Below are 23,171 nucleotides of genomic sequence, written 5' to 3' on the forward strand. Positions count from 1 at the left end.
ATACTAAACGTGGGACTGAACTCCCCCGTATAACGTTTGGTACAAACCTTCTTGTTCAACTAACTCACCATGCGTGCCCGACTGGGTGACTTTTCCATCTTCAAGTACGTAAATTAAATCAGCTTGTTTTACTGCAGACAGCCTGTGCGCAACGATTAAAGTGGTTCTGCCGTTCAGAAACTCTGTTAACGCCTTATGGAGCGCTGCTTCCGTAGCGGTATCTAATGCTGATGTCGCCTCATCAAGTATTACAAACTGAGGATCGCTTAACACCATACGAGCAATGGCCAATCTCTGTCTTTGTCCACCAGACAATCGGATACCGTTCCTACCGATTTGGGTGTTTAAACCATTGTCTAATTGCTTCATTACGTCTTGTAACTGAGCAACTTCTAATGCGCGCCACAAAGACAACTCATCAAAGTCACCACCAAGCGTAAGATTATGCCTTAGCGTGTCGTTAAATAATATAGGTTGCTGTAATACAACGGCAATTTTATTACGAATTACATCGAAGCTTATATCTTCACTGAGTTCATCATTAAAACGTATGTTTCCAGAGTTTTGTCGATAAACACCAATTAATAGTTGGATCAGTGTGGATTTACCTCCACCAGAAGCACCAACCAGTGCCACTTTTTTACCCGGTGGAATGTGCAGTGAGAGGCTATCCAAGACCTTTACCTCACTATTGTATGAAAAATCTACATTCTCGATTTTAACATCAACTTCTTGGCCTTTGTTGAAAGGATTTACCTTAGAAACAGGTCTATGTTCTTCCTCGAGTTCAAGAAGGTCATTGATGCGTTTTAGGGCAGCTTTAGCGCTGTACCAAGAAAACTGAATGCCTAATAGCTCTTGTACAGGGGACAACATAAACCAAAGATAGCCAAAGACCGCAAAAATCTGACCGATGGTGAGGTCACTGAACATCACCATGAGCATTGCGACGGCACGGAAAAGTTCAAAACCGATTAAGAAAAGAAGGAAGGACACACGACCAGCTGCCTCTGACTGCCAGGCGTATTTGTCTGCGTCGATACGGATCTGATCAGCATCGAATTTTAACTGTTGAAGAAACTCACGTTCTTTGTTGGCTGCTCGCAATTGGTAGATGCCATCTAAAGTTTCAACCAATCGGTTTTGGAAAACTTCGAATGAGTGGTTCTCTTTGCGCTTAAGATGTTTGACCGTACTTCCCAGCTTGCGTGAAAAGTAGATAACGATAGGGTTCACTAGAAGAATGAATAATCCAAGACGCCAGTCTAACCACAAGAGAATGATGGCCGTACCTATGACGGTGAGTAAGCTAATAACAAATTTAGCTAACGTAGAACCGATAAATTTATCTATGGTCTCTATGTCAGTGATAAGGTGAGCGTTGATGCCGCCGCTACCTTTTGTTTCATATTGGCGAATACTTATCCGACCAAGTTTGTCGATCATCTTGCTTCTCATTCCATAAGTAATCGTCTTTGAAACAAGAGTAAACTGGCGGCTTTGAACTATGTTAAGCGCTTGGCTGGCAGCGCGCATGAGAACAACAAGGAAGAGAGTAAAGAAGATATAACCCGTAGGAGTATGCCATGCCTCTGGTAAAACAAGATTCATGGCTGCCAAACCAGAAGCTGGCTTATCGAGTAGTACTTCATCGACCATAAGTGGCATCAGAAGTGGGATAGGAACACTAATCAGAGTTGCTAAAACCGCAATAACGTTAGCCAAAGCCAATTTAGACTTGTGCTTTTTTGCTTGAGTTATCAACCAAGAACGGCTAATAGTGTCATTTCGTGAAGTCATTGTAATGAGAATAAGTCCTATTAAATTTTAGGCGAGCATTGTATTCACTAATAATGGAAGCCTCAACAGAATAATTTGGAAGTTAATATGACCATAGAACAATACCAAACACTTACCAAACAGGCGGTTGCACTTATCGAGTCGGAACCGGATTTAATTGCAAATCTTGCGAACATAAGTTCACTTTTATTTATGGAACTAGAAAACCTAAACTGGGCGGGATTTTATTTGAAAAAAGGAAACGAGCTCGTTCTTGGTCCGTTTCAAGGTAAACCCGCTTGTGTGCGTATCCCTATGGGGCGAGGAGTATGCGGAACTGCGGCGCAAACTAATCGCGTACAAAGAGTGTACGACGTACACGAGTTTGAAGGTCATATAGCGTGTGATGCAGCAAGTAACTCAGAAATAGTTCTGCCATTTACGATCAATGGGGAAGTGGCTGGTGTACTTGATATTGATAGCCCAAGTATTGGTCGTTTTAATGAAATTGATGAGCAAGGCCTCACACATTTCATGTTAGAAGTAGAAAAGCTGCTTAATTCGCACGCTAACGACGCATAAATTCGCCCTCGAGTGTGGTTTTTCCTTGGCATGTCACTATAATACGAGAATATTTTTCTTAATGCTTCGCGGAAATCCGCTCAAATCAGGAACCCTCATGACTGAAAAGTTAAAAAACAGCAAAGAAGTTATCGCATATATTGCTGAATGTTTCCCTAAGTGCTTTACTTTAGAAGGTGAAGCAAAGCCTCTGAAAATTGGTATTTTTCAAGATCTTGCGGAACGTCTAAATGAAGACGAAAAAGTAAGCAAAACTCAGCTTCGTGCAGCGTTAAGACAGTACACTTCATCATGGCGTTACCTACACGGCGTAAAACCTGGTGCGGTACGTGTTGATCTAGATGGCAACCCTTGTGGTGAACTAGAAGAAGAGCACGTAGATCACGCTAAAGCAACACTAGCTGAGAGCAAAGCTAAAGTGCAGGCTCGTCGTAAAGAGCAAGCTCAAAAGGCTCGTGAAGAAGGTAAAGCTAAGGCAAAACCATCGGCTAAAAAACCTCAACAGCCTCGTCGTACTAACAAACCAAAAGTACAAAAAGAGAATAAGCCTGTAGAAACACGCGCATTAAACGCTGATGAAATCACAGTAGGCAATGCAGTAAACGTGAACATGGGTAAAGGAAACATGGCAGCGACCATTGTTGAAGTCAATAAGGATGATGTACGTGTTCAACTTGCTAACGGCCTACAAATGGTTGTAAAAGCGGAGCACTTGCGCGCATAAGGGAGATACTCCTACGCATGAATTGCCGTTCAAAAGTGACACTGATTGCTGCTAGCTTAATGCTAGCAGCTTCAGCTCAGGCTCTAGAAGCCAAACTAAACAAAGATGATTTGCCGGTTCTCGCTCCTGAAGTTCAGCACGAAACAGCCAGCAAACGTGTAACATCTCGATTCACACGATCTCACTATAAGCACTTCAATCTTAACGATGATTTCTCCAAAGCGATCTTTGAGCGCTACGTAGAAATGCTTGATTACAATAGAAATATTTTTACTCAAGCCGATATCGACTCTTTCAAAGATTGGTCAATCAGCCTTGATGATCAACTTAAAGCTGGCAACAACAAGATTGCTTTTGATGTTTATAACCTTTCGATGCAGAAGCGCTTTGATCGTTTCGCCTACGCACTGACTCTACTCGATAACGAAATCAAGTTTGATACTGATGAATTTATTGAATTAGATCGCTCTGAAGCTGCTTGGCCAAAAGATGAAGCGGAATTGAATGAACTGTGGCGTAAGCGTGTTAAATATGACGCTCTTAACCTCAAGATGACTGGTAAAGAATGGCCAGAAATTAAAGAGGTATTAGAGAAGCGGTATAACAACGCAATGAAACGTATCACTCAAACTCGCAACGAAGACGCTTTCCAACTTTACATGAACGCTTTCGCTCGTGAAGTTGATCCTCATACCAGCTATTTGTCCCCACGAAATGCAGAGCAGTTCCAGTCAGAAATGAACCTTTCCCTAGAAGGAATTGGTGCTGTGCTTCAAATGACGGATGATTATACTGTTATTCGATCCTTAGTTGCTGGTGGACCTGCATCAAAGAGCAAACAGCTAGGTGAGGGCGACCGAATTATTGGTGTTGGTCAGGATGGCGAAGAAGTTGTAGACGTGATTGGTTGGCGTCTTGATGATGTCGTACAGTTAATTAAGGGGCCAAAAGGCACTAAAGTTAATCTGCAAGTCTTGCCAGAAGGTAAAGATGCGAAGAGTTACGTTGTCACTATTGTCCGTGATAAAGTACGTCTAGAAGATCGTGCAGTTAAATCTGAAATTATCGAGAAAGATGGCAAGAAGATAGGGGTACTTGAAGTTCCTAGCTTCTACGTCGGTCTTTCTAAAGATACCGATAAACTGCTATCTGAGCTGAAATCGAAAAACGTTGATGGCGTGATCGTAGATCTGCGTAACAACGGTGGTGGTGCACTGACTGAAGCAACGGCATTAACAGGTCTCTTTATTAAAGAAGGTCCAGTTGTGCAAGTTCGTGATAGTTACGGTCGTATCAAAGTGAATGCGGATACCGATGGTGAAGTTAGCTACGATGGTCCTCTCACAGTGTTGATCAACCGCTACAGTGCTTCGGCGTCTGAGATCTTTGCTGCAGCAATGCAGGATTACAACCGTGCAGTCATTCTTGGCGAAAACTCTTTTGGTAAGGGTACTGTACAGCAGCACCGTTCATTGAATCATATCTATGATTTGTTTGATAAGGAACTGGGCTACGTTCAATACACGATTCAAAAGTTTTACCGCATTGATGGTGGCAGTACTCAAAACCGTGGTGTAGCGCCAGACATCGCTTATCCAACTCCGGTTGAGCCAAGTGAAACAGGTGAAAGTGTTGAAGACAATGCACTGCCTTGGGATAGCATTGATAAAGCAAAATATCAGACTTTCCCTAGCAATGAAGCACTTGTGACTGAGCTAACTGAGCTTCATAACAAACGAATTGCCGACGAAATGGAATTCCGATTCATTAAAGAAGATATCGAGAAGTACCGTAAAGAGAAAGACGATAACTTATTGTCTCTTAACGAGAAAGTACGTGAAGACGAATCGGATAAAGCGGAAGCATTACGTTTAGAGCGCATTAATGAACGTCAGACTGCAATGGGTAAAGAACCATTCAAGACGTTAGACGATGTGCCAAAAGACTACGAAGCCCCAGATGTTTATTTAGATGAATCTGTCGCGGTGATGGTTGATATGCTTAAGAGCTAAGTATTCAGTCATAACGACTAGCAATTCAATATAAAAAGAGCGAGTCATTTTGATTCGCTCTTTTTTTGTGTGCTTTTACCGTAATGTTTACGCTAAATACGATGATTCATACTCTTAATTCTCACCAATAATTTACGTGATCTAGATCAAATATATCGCAAAAATGAGTTCTAGTGCCTAAGCTAAAAGAAAACGATAAGGATACCGTTATGAAATGGTTCATTATTTTACTTAGCTTTTGCTGCTTTAGTGTTTCTAGTGCGGAAACCAACAAGGAAGACGAACTCAGTCACTTCGACACCCCGTTTTTGATCGGCGACTGGTACTTGATGAATCCCAACCCGGAAGAATCATCAGAGAATTTCCGTGCTATCAAACTGACTTTGGGTTCTGATTACACCTTCTCGATCGATATACAGAAAAAAGACTACTCAATAGACCATTGGGAAGGGATGTATAACGCCAATGAAGACACCATTGTTCTTGGTTTGAATACAGACGAACCACAAATTTATGCATATCGAAACAATCACAACACATTAGATTTGAACGGCGTGACCTTCACAAAAGGACTCTCAAATGCGCTTGCCGGCATTTGGTCCAGTTCACAAGTCGGCGGCGATGGTATGCTCGCCAATAACATCAATCAGATGGATTTGATTCTACAACCTGACTTTGTGTTCATGTTCCGTGTCGCGAACGATGAAGGTGAGGAGTCTGTTAAGCAGGGCGTGTTCTACACCGAGGGGGAACATTTGGTTCTTTTGTATGAAAACGGGGAACATGGTACTCGCTACGTACTCAATCAAAATGAGCTTACGATTAAGGATTCAAACGGTGATATGTACGCGGTTCTCAACCGAGTGACACCCTAAATGATTCATCCTCATTATTTCACGCTAGGTTATTAATAGTGAAATATTCTGATGTTGATTAAATGTTAAACGGAAAGCGGAGCTAAGCCACTAAAAGCTCCGTTTTTTTATAGAAAGACTTGTATTCTGATACCATAACCCCTACAAATAGCTTATATCGTGATACCAGTGTGAGGTGTTTGAGCCTCTAGTCCTGGTATTTTTGTGGTTCTATATACAAGGATTTATGGACATGTCTCAAGCTCCCCAAGCGAAATATCGCAAAGATTATAAGGCGCCATCTCATACCATTACTGATATCGATTTGACGTTTGATCTTTATGACAACGACACAATCGTCACAGCAGTATCAAAAGTAGTTCAAAAGGGTGAATCAACCACGTTAGAACTGGACGGTGAAGGTCTAGAGCTACGCTCCGTAAAAGTGAATGGTGAAGATTGGTCTCACCATGAAGTAAAAGAAGCCTCTTTAGTGCTTACCGATTTGCCTGCGGAATTTGATTTAGAAATCATTACTAAGATCGACCCAGAAGCAAACACGGCACTTGAAGGTCTTTACAAATCAGGTGGTGCGTTTTGTACGCAGTGTGAAGCAGAAGGCTTCCGTCGTATTACTTACTACCTAGACCGTCCAGACGTTCTTGCGAAATACACAACAAAAGTGATCGCAGACAAAGCCGTGTATCCATACCTATTAAGCAATGGTAACCGCGTAGCTGAAGGTGAGGTAGAAAATGGTCGTCATTGGGTTCAATGGCAAGACCCACACCCAAAACCAGCTTACTTGTTCGCATTAGTAGCCGGTGATTTCGATGTACTACGTGATAAATACACAACCACATCAGGTCGTGAAGTAGACCTAGAAATCTTTGTCGACAAAGGTAACCTAGATCGTGCTGGTCACGCGATGACTTCACTTATCAACTCAATGAAGTGGGATGAAGACCGCTTTGGTCTTGAGTATGATCTAGATATCTACATGATCGTGGCCGTTGATTTCTTCAACATGGGCGCGATGGAAAACAAAGGTCTAAACATCTTCAACTCGAAGTTTGTCCTTGCGAATGAAAAAACCGCGACTGACCGTGAATACCTTGGTATTGAGGCGGTAATCGGTCACGAATACTTCCACAACTGGACGGGTAACCGTGTTACTTGTCGTGACTGGTTCCAGTTGAGTTTGAAAGAGGGCCTAACGGTATTCCGCGATCAAGAGTTCTCATCTGATCTTGGTTCACGTGCAGTAAACCGCATCGACAACGTTCGCATTATTCGCGGTCCGCAATTCGCGGAAGATTCAAGCCCAATGTCGCATCCAATTCGTCCGGATAAAGTTATTGAAATGAATAACTTCTACACGCTAACCGTGTACGAAAAGGGCAGCGAAGTGATTCGCATGTATCATACGCTACTTGGCGAAGAAGGTTTCCAAAAAGGTATGAAACTGTACTTCGAGCGTCATGATGGTACTGCAGCAACGTGTGAAGATTTCGTTTCTGCAATGGAAGACGCAACGGGCGTTGACCTTAAGCAATTCCGCTTATGGTACAGCCAGTCTGGTACGCCAACACTTCGTGTAAACAGTGAATACAATGCGGAAGCAAAAACTTACGCACTAACAGTTGAACAATTTACTGAAGCAACGCACGACCAATCAGAAAAACAAGCGCTACATATTCCATTCGATATTGAGCTGTACGCACAAAACGGTGATGTGATTCCACTGGTTATCAACGGTGAATCGGTACACAACGTTCTAGACGTGAAGCAAGACAAGCAGACTTTCGTATTCGAAAACGTCGCAGAACAACCAGTGCCATCATTGCTTCGTGAGTTCTCTGCACCGGTTAAATTGGAATACGACTACAGTGATGATGAACTGATTTTCTTGATGAAGCATGCGACAAACGATTTTGCTCGTTGGGATGCTAGCCAAATGCTACTAGCGAAATACATTCGTCAAAACGTAGCCAATGTTCAAGCGGGTGGTGAGGTTAAATTATCTGAAGACTTAATCGATGCATTCCGAGGCGTGTTACTTGATGCGAATCTTGAACCTGCGTTTATCGCACAAGTTCTGTCTTTGCCTTCAATCAACGAAATCACAGGTTGGTACAAGCAGATTGATATTGATGCGGTAGATACGGTACTGAATGACATTACAGTGTCACTTTCTAAAGAGCTAGAAGATGAACTGAGTGCCACCTACCACGCATTGAACCAAGCAGAGTACAGCATTGATCACGACGCTATTGGCAAACGAGCTTTGCGTAACCAATGTCTGCAGTTCCTAACTCATACTGAGAAGGGTAATGAACTAGTTAAAGCGCAATACGAGTCATCAAACAACATGACTGATACGATTGCGGCAATGAGTGCAGCAAACAATGCGCAACTTACATGTCGTGAAGCTCTAATGGCGGACTACAGTGACAAATGGAAGCACGATGGTCTGGTTATGGACAAATGGTTTGTTCTTCAGGGCAGCAACCCAGTTGAAAACGCACTTGAGAAAGTGAAAGAAACCATGAGCCACGAAGCATTTAGCTTGAAGAACCCGAACCGTACGCGTAGCTTGATTGGTTCTTTCTTAAACGCAAACCCTGTGCGCTTCCATGATAAATCAGGCTCTGGCTACCAGTTTGCTGGTGAGATCCTTCGTCAGTTGAACGATACCAACCCACAAGTGGCGTCTCGTATGATCGATCCTCTATTGAAGTTCCGTAAATACGATGAAGGTCGCCAAGCCCTTATCCGTGCAGAGCTTGAAAAGCTTAAAGCGATGGACAATTTAGCGAAAGACCTATTCGAAAAAGTGACTAAAGCACTAGACGAATAATCGACAAAAGAATAGGGTGGTCGTTATGATCACCCTAGTTTTTTGTTCTGACAATAATCCATTCTCATGAACCAGTATTACTTCTCTCTCAACATCTCTTATCAAACATTTCTTTCACACTATTCCGGTGCCGCAAGCTCGGTACAAGTCATAACTGACAATGGTTTGAGAGTGCAACTAGATGCATCAAAATTCAGACCGTTTCTTAGTCAATTAGGCGTTAGAGGCCGTTTTAGGCTCACAACTGACCAAAATAATAAGTTTCTAAAGTTAGAAACTCTGTGATGCCTGATATTCCTAGTGAGTTAAACAGGAATCTTAGTCACATAATCAAACATTTCACCTCTTACCACTGCGAATTTTTGTTAAACATTTGTAATTATGCTTTTACAATAAGTGCATGCATTACCTATGCTTAGTTTCGAGGCTAAAACCCGAAGTTAAGTCCCCCTACAAAACAACAATTCTAATGTGGAGTGTGAATATGACCGCGCGTGAAAATGTAGTGCCGGTTCTGCTTGAAAAGGTATACCAACTAATTCAAGACAAACTCGAGCTTTCTCACCAACCGCTTGTAACTAAACTTGCTCAACACTTATTTAGCAACATTGCTGATGATGACTTGATTCAGCGAAATGAATCCGACCTTTATGGTGCCGTTGTTAGCCTGTGGCATCATATCAATGAAAAGAAACCAGAAGACATTTCTGTCAGGGTATTCAACCCGACTGTCAGCCGCCAAGGTTGGCAATCAACTCACACTATTGTTGAAATCGTTGTACCGGATAGCCCGTTTTTAGTGGATTCCATCAAGATGGCGCTAACGCGACTCGACCTTGTTTCTCACTTGATGCTCAACAACCCAACGCAACTAGAACGCGATAAGAAAGGGCAAGTGACGGATGTAAATGGTGAGGGCGGCGTTCTTCAATCTCTATTCCACATCGAAGTAGACCGTTTAACCAGTAAAGATGAAATGCAAGAGCTGAAAAATGAGCTACTGACCATTTTGTCTGACACGCGTTTAGTGGTTGATGATTGGAAACAAATGGTTGATAAACTTAAGATCGTTACTGATGATCTTGAAAAGAACAAAGATCGAGTTTCGATGAAGACTGATCGTTTAGATGAGACGATCGAATACCTACGTTGGTTAGGGGATCATAACTTCACCTTCATGGGTTACAAAGAGTATGATCTTGTTAGCGTCAATGGTGACACTGAGCTGCAACCTGTTAAAGAGAAAGGTCTTGGTCTCTTTGCCGATGACAATCGCATTCGCAGCATCAAGCTTTCTGAACTGTCCGACTCTGCGCGCCTTGAAGCGAAAAAGCCTTACGCATTGATCATCACTAAGGGCAATCAAGCATCTCGTATTCACCGCCCAGCGTACACTGACTACATTGGTGTTAAGAAATTCGACAAGAACGGCAAAGTGATTGGTGAGCACCGTTTCACAGGTCTTTACACTTCTGCTGTATACAACCAAGCGGTACAAAGTATTCCTCTGATCCGCGAGAAAGTGGATCGTATTCTAGAAGCGAGTGGCTACCGTAACGGATCGTACTCGTATAAAGCCCTGCACAACATCCTAGAAAACTACCCACGTGATGAACTGCTTCAAGCTCGTGAAGAAGAGCTACTAGAAGTGGGGATGGGTGTCGTGCAAATGCAAGATCGTGACTTGTTACGTCTATTTGTTCGTAAAGACCCGTTTGGCCGATTCTTCAGCTGCATGGTTTATGTGACAAAAGACCGTTACAACACCGAGCTTCGCCGTCAAACACAACGCATTCTTAAGCAGTACTTTGGCTGTGAGCAAGAAGTTGAATTCACTACCTTCTTCTCAGAGAGCCCACTGGCGAGAACCCATTACATTGTTCGTGTAGACAATAACAACATTGATGTAGACGTGAAAAAGATTGAGCAGAACTTAATGGAAGTATCAACTTCATGGGACGACCGCCTAAAAGAGTCTATCATTGCTAACTTTGGTGAAAGCAAAGGTCTTCCGCTTTCGAAAGAGTACATGAGCGCATTCCCACGTTCATATAAAGAAGACATGATGCCGGGTTCTGCGGTTGCAGATATCGAACGTCTAGAAGCGTTAAGCGACGACAACAAACTCGGCATGTTGTTCTATCGTCCGCAAGAAGAAGCGGCTGAATCGAAAGCAGTTCGCTTGAAGCTATACCACCGCGACGAGCCAATTCACCTATCCGACGTGATGCCAATGTTGGAAAACCTAGGGTTACGTGTGATCGGCGAATCGCCTTATGAGATCGAAACCAACAATGGTCAAACGTTCTGGATCCTTGATTTCTCAATGCTGCATAAGAGCGACAAGACCGTTGATCTTCGTGAAGCTCGCGATCGTTTCCAACAAGCATTCGCAGCGATTTGGGCTGGTAATCTAGAGAGTGATGGCTTCAACCGCTTGGTACTAGGCGCTTCACTGTCTGGTCGTGAAATCTCAATTCTTCGTGCATACGCGCGCTATATGCGCCAGGTTGGTTTCCCATTCAGCCAACAATACATAGAAGATACCCTTAGCCATTACCCAGATTTGGCAACGGGTCTAGTAAACTTGTTTGCCAAACGATTCGATCCAAAACACAAAGGCAGCGAGAAAGGTCAGAAAGATCTTATCAAGAAAATAACCGAGCAACTGGATCGTGTTGAAAGCCTAGATGATGATCGTATCATCCGTCGCTACATGGAAATGATCACGGCAACGCTACGTACTAACTACTACCAATTGGACGAAAATAAGCAGCCGAAACCTTGGTTATCGTTGAAGATGAAACCAAGCGAAATCCCAGATATTCCTCAGCCAGTGCCTGCGTTTGAGATCTTCGTTTACGCACCTGATATTGAAGGTGTACACCTACGTGGCGGTAAAGTCGCGCGTGGTGGTTTGCGTTGGTCGGATCGTCAAGAGGACTTCCGTACTGAAATTCTTGGTCTGGTTAAAGCACAGCAAGTTAAGAACACGGTTATTGTTCCTGTGGGTGCAAAAGGTGGCTTCGTATGTAAACGTCAGCCAACTCTAACTAACCGTGATGAAATCTTCGCTGAAGGTCAACGTTGTTACAAACGCTTCATTCGCGCGCTTCTCGATGTGTCCGATAACATCATCGAAGGCGAAGTTATTCCGCCGAAGAGTGTAGTGCGTCACGATGAAGACGACCCATACTTAGTTGTTGCCGCCGATAAAGGTACAGCAACATTCTCTGATTTGGCGAACTCTGTATCGGATGAGTACAACTTCTGGCTAGGTGACGCGTTTGCATCAGGTGGTTCTAACGGTTATGACCACAAAGCAATGGGTATCACTGCGAAAGGTGGTTGGGAATCGGTGAAACGCCACTTCCGAGAAATGGACATCAACTGTCAAACCACTGACTTCACAGCAATTGGTGTGGGTGATATGGCAGGGGACGTATTTGGTAACGGTATGCTGCTATCTAAGCATATTCGTCTACAAGCTGCGTTTAACCACATGCACATCTTCATTGATCCAAATCCAGATTCAGCCACCAGCTGGGAAGAGCGTAATCGCTTATTCAATCTGCCACGATCAAGCTGGGAAGATTACAATGCGGAGTTGATCTCACAGGGCGGTGGTATCTTCTCTCGTCGCTCTAAATCGATCCAACTTACGCCAGAAATCCAAAAAATGTTGGGTACGAAGAAAGCGTCTTTAGCACCAAATGATCTGATTAAGATGATCCTGCAAATGGAAGTGGATCTCCTTTGGAATGGTGGTATCGGTACTTATGTTAAAGCTTCTAGCGAGACACACACTGACGTTGGCGACCGTGCAAACGACGTACTCCGCATCGATGGGCGTGATTTAAAAGCGAAAGTCGTTGGTGAAGGCGGTAACTTGGGTATGACTCAGTTGGGTCGTATCGAATACGCAACCGCAGGCGGTCGTGTAAATACCGACTTTGTTGACAACGTTGGTGGCGTAGATTGCTCGGACAATGAAGTAAACATCAAGATCTTCTTGAACGGTCTTGTATCGAATGGCGATCTGACGGTTAAACAACGCAACCAGATTCTTGAATCGATGGAAGACGAAGTGGGTGAGATCGTATTGGACGATGCATATCGCCAGTCTGAGTCGATTTCTGTGACTGAACAACAAGGTGTTGGCATCGTTAAAGAGCAAATCCGCTTTATCCATACAATGGAGAAGGCAGGGTACTTGGATCGTGCTCTTGAGTACATTCCTGACGACGAAACACTCATTGAGCGCGAAAAACAAGGTCTTGGCCTGACACGTCCTGAGCTTTCGGTTCTGGTAGCGTACGGTAAGATGGTTCTGAAAGAGCAATTGGTCGCTGACGAAATTGCAAATGACGAATTCCATGGAAAACAATTAGTTGCTTACTTCCCAAGTGAGTTACGCCGTAACTACAAGGATCAAATGGTAAACCACCCGCTGCGTGCTGAAATCATCGCAACAGCGTTGGCAAACCAAATGGTTAATGAAATGGGGTGTAACTTCGTGACTCGTCTTCAAGAAGAGACGGGCGCGAGTGTGGTTGATATTGCTAACGCTTACAGTGCGACGCGTGAAATCTTCGAACTGGAAGATATTCTTAAGCAAACCCGTGCACTTGATAACGTTGCAACCGCAGAAGCTCAATATGAGATTATGTTCTACGTACGTCGCGCATTACGCCGTATTTCTCGCTGGTTATTACGTAACCGTAGCGGTAAGAGCACAGTAACTGAGCTCGTTGCACTATATAAAGACGATGTTCACACCATTACTGAAACACTAGATACCATGCTAGTTGCATCAGAAGTGGAAGAGCATAACGAACTTGCTCAGAAATGGATTGAGCGTGGAGTAGAAGAGAAGCTGGCTCATCATGTGGCTCGTCTTTCTAGCCTGCAGTCAGCACTGGATATCTCAGCAGTGGCAAGTGAAACAGGTAAAACCGTTGAGCAAGCTTCGAAGCTTTACTTCAACTTGGGTGACCGTCTATCACTTCACTGGTTCTTGAAACAAATCAATGGTCAAGCGGTAGACAACAACTGGCAAGCTCTTGCTCGTGCGGCGTTCCGTGAAGATCTTGATTGGCAACAACGTCAATTGACAGCTCAAGTTCTAACTTGTGGTTGCTCAACAGAAGATCTAGATGTGATGCAAGCGCTAGAAGATTGGATGACAACGAATGAGCTGTCACTCCATCGTTGGGAAAGCATCTTGAACGAGTTCAAAGTCGGCTCAGTTCATGAGTTCGCTAAGTTCTCTGTAGCGCTTCGAGAGTTGGTTCTACTCAACTTAAACTGCTCTTCAAACGAATAGGGTAAGCCACTTTAGCAAAAGCCTCGCAATCGCGGGGCTTTTTTATGTTCAAATCATTATAACTACCCATGAATAGTGACGCCGTAACTCCATGTTTAAGTTTTTATGGCATGAAATCGTTTGCTTTTAAAGAAAAAGCTAGCAATTTTGTACAGAGAATAGTTCGCTAATCGACTGTTTTTATGAGCAAAACTAAAATGAGACGTACTATTTTGCTGAATTCACTCATTTTCATTGAATTGCATTGAAAAACAGTAAATAATATTGACCCGTTTACACGGGGCTTTTTTCTTTCGGAGGCACAATGCTTTACCGTCTAGCCAGAACTGGCTTTTTCCAACTTGATGCCGAAAAGGCACATGATCTTGCAATCAAAAACTTCCAACGCTTTAACGGCACTCCTCTCGATCTTTTCTATCGTCAACAATTACCAAATCGTCCAGTAGAATGCATGGGGCTTACATTCCGTAACCCTGTGGGTCTTGCTGCAGGTTTGGACAAAAACGGTGAATGTATCGAAGCATTTGACGCTATGGGCTTTGGTTTTGTCGAAGTTGGTACTGTTACGCCTCGTCCGCAACCAGGCAATGACAAGCCACGCTTGTTCCGCCTAGTTGAAGCGGAAGGTATCATCAATCGTATGGGCTTTAACAACCTAGGTGTGGATCATCTGGTTGAGAATGTGAAAAAGGCAAAATACAACTGCGTTCTTGGTATCAACATTGGTAAGAATAAAGACACACCAATTGAGAATGGGGCAGAGGACTACCTGATTTGTATGGAAAAAGTGTACGAATATGCCGGTTACATTGCCGTGAACATCTCGTCACCAAATACACCAGGACTTCGTTCGCTTCAGTACGGTGAAGCGCTAGACGAGTTGTTATCTGAACTCAAAGAGAAACAAGCAGAACTTGCTGAAAAACACGGTAAGTACGTACCACTTGCGCTAAAAATTGCACCGGATTTGAGTGATGACGAAATCAGCCAGATCTGTGATTCTCTAATTAAGAACAACATTGACGGCGTTATTGCAACAAACACGACGTTGGATCGCACAATTGTTGAAGGAATGAAACATGCGAACGAAGCGGGTGGTTTAAGTGGACGCCCAGTTCAATCTCGTTCAACAGAGGTCGTTCGTAAACTTCATGAAGAGCTGGGTGACAAATTACCGATCATCGGCGTAGGCGGCGTGGACTCATACGTTGCTGCCAAAGAGAAAATGATGGCGGGTGCACAACTTGTTCAAGTTTACACTGGGTTCATCTACCACGGTCCGGGCCTCGTACGCGATATTGTTAAAAGTCTATAAAATTAGCTGCTAACTCGTTGAGAAATCGACGCTTGTTACTAAAAAAAAGAGGAACTCGTTTCCTCTTTTTTTTTGTCCGTTCGTTTGTAAAATTTAAAAATCATGAGTAGGTAATTAAGCGTTTTACCTCTTATTACTGTTTAACTAGTCACAAGAGAACGGAATAATGCTTAAACCCAGCGACAAATGGAATTGGTATTTTGACGAGCAGAAAGCTTGCCTAATGCTGGATTTGGGGGAGGAGATGATTTTCCAAACCAATCTATGCCGTAAGCTGTTGGTCAATTGTGCCTTCTCAGACAATGAATTCACCGTTGATGACGCAAGCGCGTTCCAAACGTACAACGAACGAATCCGTTGTCTCGACATCAACGAATACCGTCAAGCCGAACTTACGCTTTATTGCGTAGCCGCAAAACGCTTTCACAAGCCAGTCCAGCCCAAGAGCTGGTTCTTCGATGCCCAATGCGATGGACATGAGCCAGAAGAAGGGGACATGGTATGCCTGACAAACCGCTTTTCAGAAGGCGTATTCATCGTTCTCGAGTCAGGCGAAACATCTAGTCTGTGTGCTTATGTAGGGCAGGACGAGTTCTTACTCGATGGCAATAAAGCACTGCCATTTGGACAACCGATTAAAGTAATGCATGATCGCATGGTATGTGCCAATCACCTATTCATGATGGCACCAATGGCGATGGTGGGTTAGTTTCCTTTTGATTTTTTCTTTATTTTCGTTCCTTTGTTTGCATTAATCGACCGCATTAGGTCGATTTTTTTTGCCTAGAATTTTCCAAATCTCTCCTTGTACGCACCCAAAACTCATCCCTAGATGAGGGGGATTTCATATCTCATATATGAAGCAACTCACTTTTATTCCAATTTTTTCACTTTAGCTTTTCCTTAAATTAGGCAATAAGACGCTTTATATTTCACCTTTTATTCCTCTATACACCCATTTTGTAAGTAAATTACATGCCAAAACCCATCTTGGTATATACCAATTTGTTAGTGAATAAGTATTTACTTTCGCCACAGGCCGCATTTTTACAAGAAGGTGAAAAGGAGACGTATTCTGTTTATGGAGGTGATGTGATTTGACTTTCAGTTGGTGAGATTGGCGACTGTTTGCGCTAATAAAGCGAAAAAGCCTTTAAAAACGAGGCATTGATCGTAAAGTCAGGTATAATCAAAGCCATTTTTTATCGACGAAAGAACACTATGAATCAATATCTCGCGGTAACTTCAAACGGCATGGAAAACTTGCTTGTAGAAGAGCTGACTAAACTAGGCATTGAAAACGCCAAACCAGTACAGGCAGGCGTAAAATTTAAGGCAACGAATGAACAGATTTACCGTTGCTGTTTGTGGAGCCGCTTAGCGTCTCGATTTGTACGTGTTTTATCGGAGTTTACCTGTAACGACGACATGGATCTTTACCTGTCAACGTCTGCAATCAACTGGGTAAACCAATTCCATAGCTCAAAGCGTTTTGTGGTTGATTTCAACGGTACTAACCGCGAAATCCGCAACAGCCAATATGGCGCGATGAAAGTCAAAGATGGCATCGTAGACTGCTTTGAGAAGAAAGGACTTCCTCGTCCGAACATTAGCAAAGAGCGTCCAGATATCCGTGTTCACGTTCGTCTACATAAAGACAAAGCGATTCTTGGTGTCGATATGGTGGGCAGTGGCCTTCATCAACGCGGCTATCGCCCAGAATCTGGCCGAGCTCCACTTCGTGAAACGCTTGCTGCAGCAATCGTAATGCGTTGTGGCTGGGATGGCTCTCAACCACTTCTAGACCCAATGTGTGGTTCTGGTACGTTGCTGATTGAAGCGGCAATGATGGCAGCGAACATGGCACCTGGCGTTAAACGTAAACAGTGGGGCTTTGAAGCGCTAGAAGACTTTGAACCTGAGCTTTGGGCAGAGATTAAATCAGAAGCAAATGTACAAGCCCGACGCGGTGTCAAAAAAGTTGACGCTAAGTTTTTTGGCTTCGATAACGACCCGAAAGTTCTGAAAGTAGCACAGGACAACGCTCGCAGAGCTGGAGTTGAAGAGCTAATTACATTTGCACAAGGCGACGCAGCAACTATTACTCGTCCGGCCGGTTTCGAAGCTGGTGTTATCGTGTCTAACCCGCCGTATGGTGAGCGTCTTGGTACTGAGCCAGGTCTGATTGCGCTATACACAGCGTTTGGTGGTCAGCTAAAAGCAGAATTTGGCGGTTGTAAAGCGTCTATTTTCTCTAGTTCAGACGAGCTACTAAGTTGTCTTCGTATGCGTGCGGACAAACAGTTCAAATTGAATAATGGTGCGTTACCGTGTCACCAAAAGAACTACAGCATTGCGGAGCGTAGTGCTGATGAAGTGAAAGGTGCGGACACTAACGTCCAAATCGCACCTGACTTTTCAAACCGTTTGAAGAAAAACATCGGCAAGATTGGTAAGTGGGCGCGTAAAGAGAAACTAGACTGTTACCGTATCTACGATGCGGACCTTCCAGAATACAACGTAGCTATCGACGTGTACGGCGAGCAAATTGTGATTCAGGAATACGCGGCACCTAAAAACATTCCTGAGGAAAAAGCTAAGCGTCGTCTAACGGACATCATCCGTGCAACGATTCAGGTAACAGGTGTAGAAGCGAACAAAGTTGTACTTAAAGTTCGTGAGAAGCAGAAAGGTCGTAGTCAATACCAAAAACTAGGTCAAGTTTCAGAGACGCTTGAAGTGAATGAGTATGGCGTGAAGCTGATCGTGAACCTTCACGATTACCTAGACACAGGCTTGTTCTTGGATCATAAGATCACTCGTCGTCGCCTTGGTGAGATGGCTCAGGGTAAAGATTTCCTTAACTTGTTTGCTTACACTGGCAGTGCGACAGTGCACGCTGCCGTTGGTGGTGCGCGTTCTACAACCACGGTAGACATGTCTAACACTTACCTTAACTGGGCGAAAGACAACATGCAGCTAAATGGTTGTGTGGGTCGCCAGCATCGTTTTGAGCAAGCTGACTGTCTACAGTGGCTTGAGAACGCGAAAGGTGAATACGATCTTATCTTTATTGATCCACCGACATTCTCTAACTCTAAGCGAATGGAAACGTCGTTCGATGTACAACGCGATCATATTAAGCTAATGACAAACCTGAAGCGTCTATTACGTGCCAGCGGTACGATTGTGTTTTCTAACAATAAACGTCACTTCAAGATGGACGAAGCGGGGCTTGCAGAACTTGGCTTAAAAGCGCAGAACATTTCTTCTCAAACTCTGCCATTGGATTTCTCTCGTAACAAACAGATTCACAACTGCTGGTTGGTTACGCACGCAGAATAGGGACGGAACAGTAAAAGGATGTTGAATGTGCTAACACTTTACAGCACAGAAGGATGCCATCTCTGTGAGATGGCGTTTGACCTCGTTGGTCAGATTGGTCTCGCCGAACAAACTCACATCGTCGACATTGCGTTCGACGATGTTCTCTTTTCTCGTTACGGCGTCACAATTCCCGTATTAAAATATCAAGATTCTGAGTTGAACTGGCCGTTTGACTTAGAACAACTCACACATTGGTTGGATAATAATGGCATTACTTACCATTCATAACGCACAACTTGCATTTGGTGACCATCCATTGCTAGACAAAGCCGAGTTCGCTCTTCAAGAGAACGAACGCGTTTGTTTAGTTGGTCGCAACGGTGCAGGTAAGTCTACATTAATGAAAGTGCTTGCCGGCGACATTTTGTTGGACGATGGCAAGATTCAAATCACTCAAGACGTAGTTGTTTCTCGACTTGAACAAGATCCACCGCGTAATCAAGAGGGTACGGTTTACGAATACGTATCTGGCGGTTTGGCTGAAATCGGTGAACAGCTAAAGATCTATCACGATCTTCTCGATCTTGTGGCTCAGGACCCAAGTGAAAAGAACATCAACCGACTCGCTAAGATTCAAGAACAGCTGGATCACCTTAACGCTTGGCGCTTTGATGATCGTGTTAAGAATGTACTTGGCGCGCTAAAGCTAAGTCCTGAAACCAAACTGACAGATTTATCAGGTGGCTGGCAACGCAAAGCTGCGCTCGCTCGTGCACTTGTTTGTGACCCTGATGTATTGCTTCTTGATGAGCCTACTAACCACCTTGATGTAACAACCATCGAATGGTTAGAGAACTTCTTAAAAGACTTCAAGGGCTCGATTATCTTTATTTCTCACGACCGTGCGTTCATCAAATCGATGGCGACACGTATCGTTGACTTAGATCGTGGTCAATTGGCTTCTTTCCCTGGCAACTATGACCAATACTTGAATGACAAAGAAGAAATGCTTCGTGTTGAAGAGATGCAAAATGCAGAGTTCGACAAAAAGCTAGCTCAGGAAGAAGTATGGATTCGTCAGGGTATTAAAGCGCGTCGTACACGTAACGAAGGTCGCGTTCGTGCTCTTAAAAAGCTGCGTGAAGAACGTCGTGACCGCCGTGAAGTTCAAGGTAAAGTTAACCTTAATATCGATGATGCATCGCGTTCAGGCAAGATCGTCTTTGAAGCAGAGAACGTCTCTTTTGCTTTTGAAGGCAAAAAGATCGTGGATGACTTCAGCTTCAACATCATGCGCGGTGATCGAATCGCACTTATTGGCCCTAATGGCTGTGGTAAAAGTACTGTTCTCAAGTTGCTACTAGGCCAGTTAGAGACACAAGGTGGTCGTCTACATTGCGGTACAAAACTTGAAGTGGCTTACTTCGACCAGTACCGTGAAATCCTCGATCCTGAAAAGACGGTTATCGATAACTTAGCGGATGGTAAGCAAGAAGTAATGGTGGGCGGTCGTCAGCGTCACGCATTGAGCTACCTGCAAGATTTCTTGTTCGCACCAAAACGTGCTCGTACGCCAGTAAAAGCGTTATCAGGCGGTGAAAAAAACCGTTTGTTGCTAGCGCGTATCTTATTGAAACCTAACAATTTGCTTATTCTGGACGAACCAACTAACGATTTGGACATCGAAACGTTGGAACTTTTAGAAGAAATGCTTGCCAATTATCAGGGTACGTTACTGTTAGTAAGCCACGACCGTGAGTTTGTAGATAACACAGTAACGACCAGTTGGATTTTTGAAGGTAACGGCGTAATCGAAGAGTTCGTTGGTGGCTATCACGATGCAAAACAGCAACGTGATCAAGTTCTTGCTTCGCGTGGTCAGGTTGAAAAAACAGCGAAGAAAGAGAAAGTGGTTGAGGAAACTCCCAAAACTACGCAACCTAAGAACAATTCGAAGAAGTTATCGTATAAGCTGCAAAGAGAATTAGAGGCTCTTCCAGCTAAACTAGAACAATTAGAGTCGGATATTGAGACTCTACAAGAACAAGTGAATGACCCAGAGTTCTTCACTAAACCTGTAGAACAGACTCAACCGGTATTGGAACAGCTCGCTGCCGTAGAGCAGGAGTTGGAAATCGCGTTCGAGAGATGGGAAGAACTCGAAGCAATGCAACAGGACAGTTAAGAATTCCATGAATTGTAGTAACAAATTCAAATTGACCGCCGTCGCGATGATGGTGGGTACGGCAATGAATGCTAACGCTGCGCTTTACCGTGTGGTGGAGGTGGCTCCAGAAGGTATCAATACCGATTATGCCACAGCATATGGCGTTGCAATCCAAGCTGGTAACGTTTATGAAGACACTGATAAAACAACACCATATCAGTTAGGTTGTTTTGATAATGGTGCCGCTTGTGATGAAACAACATTCAAGCTAGCCGGTGAAACGAGAACGACCAAGATACTATCGGGTGAAGCGGTAGATGGTGTTAGCTTTCGTGAGGAAGTACCATTTGCGATGGATGCTCAGTTCCGTTACATCGAAGACTTTGATGACGTTGAGTTATATTGTATTAGAGAACTACGATATTCCACATGTGAGAGTTGGGCTTCACGTGTTTGGGAGCCTTGGTATCAAGAGAAATACACACTAAACGAAAAATCGAATGCGCTAGCATTCTCAGAGGGTGCTCCTTTTGATAACAAGTACAACAATGTAATAAACGCTCTTACTGAAAGCGGTCAGGCGATAGGTAATCAAAGTGTACTTAACAGTAGCAGCGATGGCTCTCTCGCTAGTAAATTGAAAACACGTAACCAAGTTGTTGCCCCTGTTTATCCTAGTTATATTAAGGAATCAGATGATGATGCTAAGACAGAGTATTATCAATCTAGAGCTTGGGCTAGCGATGATAGTTTTGTGTCGGGTAGTGTTTCATATTCAAAAGTTAATGACTATGGCTCGAATTACAGCTCGAAGGCAGCAATCTGGGATAGTGCAGGTAATACCGCTCTTATTGGTTGGTCTTCTGGCAATACCATAAGAAATGACCGTATTGCGCAAGGAAGTATGCGAGATTTTGTATCTAAAAAGGATTCTGCAAACAGTGTGATATACGGCGTTGGATATAACACTTACGGAAATGATGACAATTACCTAGAGGCAACTATTTTTAAAGGCACTTTTGATTCTTCTTCTAATGTATCCACCGCAGCTTGGACATCATCACGTGTATCAGGTGCAACATCAGAAATTAGTTCTGACTTTATTTATACTAATTCTGTAGTTGAAACGATAAACGATAACCTTATAGCAGTCGGCGAGGCAAAGCGATCAGGTGGTGCCCCCGAAAATGGTTCAGCGTCAAACAGGCTATTTGTGGTTAGTAACATTGAACAGCCAACTGCGAACTACCTATCCGGAGGTATCTTTTTTGATGGTATCGGCGGTAAAGTTGGGTCCATCAACAATTACAATGAAATTGTTGGTCAGCTAGATGCGGAGGATACGCGTGAAGTTGATGGCAAAGCACGCCGAAAACGCGGCTTTATCCTACCTTACGACGCAACAGGGACAGTTGAAGCGAGAAGAGATATCTTCCAAGATCGAGCTTGGTACTTGGACGACCTTACTAATGGTGGTGATTATTCAGCTGAAAACAACCAATTCCGCATTATTGATGCAACCGACATTAATGATGCAGGTATGATATCCGCAACGGCGACGATGTGTCCAGGTGGCTATGATACGTTTGCACATAACTCACTGTGTAACGGTGGTGAGGCAAATGCTGAAAAAGTGGTGGCGGTTAAACTAATTCCAATCGCATCCAATGATGCAACTGACATTGTCACTCGATCTGTCGACCAAGCGGCAGCAGAACGCCAAGGTGCTGGGCTTGGCATTTTTGCTTTGACACTACTTGGGCTTTTCGGGTTCCGTAGAAAATAGTCAGTATTTTTTAAATCAAGCAGAGGCTCACAGAAATGAGTCTCTGCTTTTTTTATGCCTTGAGAAAAAGCAAACTTTGATCGATTCTTATAAGTGGAGTCATAAAAACTCCATCAAAGTTTCACAATAACAGTTGTACGACCTGTATGAGGAATTACCTATGAAGAGACAAAAGCGTGATCGCCTAGAGCGAGCTCAATCTCAAGGCTACAAAGCTGGGTTGAATGGAAGGTCCCAAGAGGCTTGCCCATATCAACAAATTGATGCTCGGTCGTATTGGTTAGGTGGTTGGCGTGATGCCAGAGATGAAAAACAGTCTGGTCTCTACAAATAACTCTCCACATACAACTAGAAGGATTTGAAAAGGCTCATTTAGAGCCTTTTCTGCGTTCATAAGCCTAGATTTTGTTTTAAAACAATACTGCGGTGACCCGTCCTG

At 43.7% G+C, this 23,171-nt stretch carries 15 protein-coding genes; 14 read left to right on the forward strand and 1 reads right to left on the reverse strand.

What is annotated here, in order from left to right; all coding sequences use genetic code 11:
* Positions 1-3: 3 nt before the first annotated feature.
* Positions 4-1,800, reverse strand: a complete 1,797-nt coding sequence (locus tag J4N37_RS07345; RefSeq protein ID WP_252042068.1) for an ABC transporter ATP-binding protein — start codon at positions 1,798-1,800, stop codon at positions 4-6.
* An 87-nt stretch (positions 1,801-1,887) separates the two neighbouring features.
* Here J4N37_RS07345 and msrC point away from each other — a divergent pair, with 87 nt between their 5' ends.
* The 14 genes from msrC (at position 1,888) to rmf (ending at position 23,066) form a co-directional block, all read left to right on the forward strand.
* Positions 1,888-2,361: a free L-methionine (R)-S-oxide reductase MsrC gene (msrC, locus tag J4N37_RS07350; RefSeq protein WP_010448038.1), complete on the forward strand. Its 474-nt coding sequence runs from the start codon at positions 1,888-1,890 to the stop codon at positions 2,359-2,361.
* A gap of 97 nt (positions 2,362-2,458) precedes the next feature.
* Positions 2,459-3,085, forward strand: coding sequence for an RNA chaperone ProQ (gene proQ / locus J4N37_RS07355; protein WP_010448036.1), 627 nt, complete (start codon positions 2,459-2,461; stop codon positions 3,083-3,085).
* A gap of 17 nt (positions 3,086-3,102) precedes the next feature.
* Positions 3,103-5,097 carry a carboxy terminal-processing peptidase gene (gene prc, locus J4N37_RS07360; protein ID WP_010448034.1) on the forward strand — a complete coding sequence of 665 codons (1,995 nt, stop codon included), beginning with the start codon at positions 3,103-3,105 and terminating at the stop codon, positions 5,095-5,097.
* Between the two features lie 209 nt (positions 5,098-5,306).
* On the forward strand, positions 5,307-5,972 hold the full coding sequence (locus tag J4N37_RS07365) for a hypothetical protein (RefSeq protein WP_009706130.1): 666 nt from the start codon (positions 5,307-5,309) through the stop codon (positions 5,970-5,972).
* A 232-nt stretch (positions 5,973-6,204) separates the two neighbouring features.
* Positions 6,205-8,811 (forward strand): aminopeptidase N, encoded by a 2,607-nt coding sequence (gene pepN, locus J4N37_RS07370; RefSeq protein WP_252042069.1) that lies wholly within the window; start codon positions 6,205-6,207, stop codon positions 8,809-8,811.
* A 66-nt stretch (positions 8,812-8,877) separates the two neighbouring features.
* On the forward strand, positions 8,878-9,096 hold the full coding sequence (locus J4N37_RS07375; RefSeq protein ID WP_078607003.1) for a DUF2835 domain-containing protein: 219 nt from the start codon (positions 8,878-8,880) through the stop codon (positions 9,094-9,096).
* A gap of 199 nt (positions 9,097-9,295) precedes the next feature.
* On the forward strand, positions 9,296-14,137 hold the full coding sequence (locus J4N37_RS07380) for an NAD-glutamate dehydrogenase (RefSeq protein WP_252042070.1): 4,842 nt from the start codon (positions 9,296-9,298) through the stop codon (positions 14,135-14,137).
* Between the two features lie 304 nt (positions 14,138-14,441).
* Positions 14,442-15,452, forward strand: a complete 1,011-nt coding sequence (pyrD, locus tag J4N37_RS07385) for a quinone-dependent dihydroorotate dehydrogenase (RefSeq protein WP_045394903.1) — start codon at positions 14,442-14,444, stop codon at positions 15,450-15,452.
* A 166-nt stretch (positions 15,453-15,618) separates the two neighbouring features.
* Positions 15,619-16,161, forward strand: a complete 543-nt coding sequence (locus tag J4N37_RS07390; protein WP_045394901.1) for a cell division protein ZapC — start codon at positions 15,619-15,621, stop codon at positions 16,159-16,161.
* A gap of 512 nt (positions 16,162-16,673) precedes the next feature.
* Entirely contained in the window at positions 16,674-18,797 is a 2,124-nt protein-coding gene (rlmKL, locus tag J4N37_RS07395; RefSeq protein WP_252042071.1) for a bifunctional 23S rRNA (guanine(2069)-N(7))-methyltransferase RlmK/23S rRNA (guanine(2445)-N(2))-methyltransferase RlmL, read from the forward strand.
* Positions 18,798-18,815: 18 nt separating this feature from the next.
* Positions 18,816-19,067, forward strand: coding sequence for a glutaredoxin family protein (locus J4N37_RS07400; protein WP_012128011.1), 252 nt, complete (start codon positions 18,816-18,818; stop codon positions 19,065-19,067).
* A complete protein-coding gene (locus tag J4N37_RS07405; RefSeq protein WP_252042072.1) occupies positions 19,045-20,964 on the forward strand; it encodes an ABC transporter ATP-binding protein in 1,920 nt (639 codons plus the stop codon). The genes J4N37_RS07400 and J4N37_RS07405 overlap by 23 nt, the downstream gene beginning before the upstream one ends.
* Positions 20,965-20,971: 7 nt before the next feature.
* Positions 20,972-22,732: a DUF3466 family protein gene (locus J4N37_RS07410; protein WP_252042074.1), complete on the forward strand. Its 1,761-nt coding sequence runs from the start codon at positions 20,972-20,974 to the stop codon at positions 22,730-22,732.
* Positions 22,733-22,892: 160 nt separating this feature from the next.
* Entirely contained in the window at positions 22,893-23,066 is a 174-nt protein-coding gene (rmf, locus tag J4N37_RS07415; RefSeq protein ID WP_005532367.1) for a ribosome modulation factor, read from the forward strand.
* Positions 23,067-23,171: the final 105 nt, after the last annotated feature.

The sequence above is a fragment of the Vibrio sp. SCSIO 43153 genome (assembly GCF_023716625.1).
GTDB lineage: Bacteria > Pseudomonadota > Gammaproteobacteria > Enterobacterales > Vibrionaceae > Vibrio > Vibrio rotiferianus.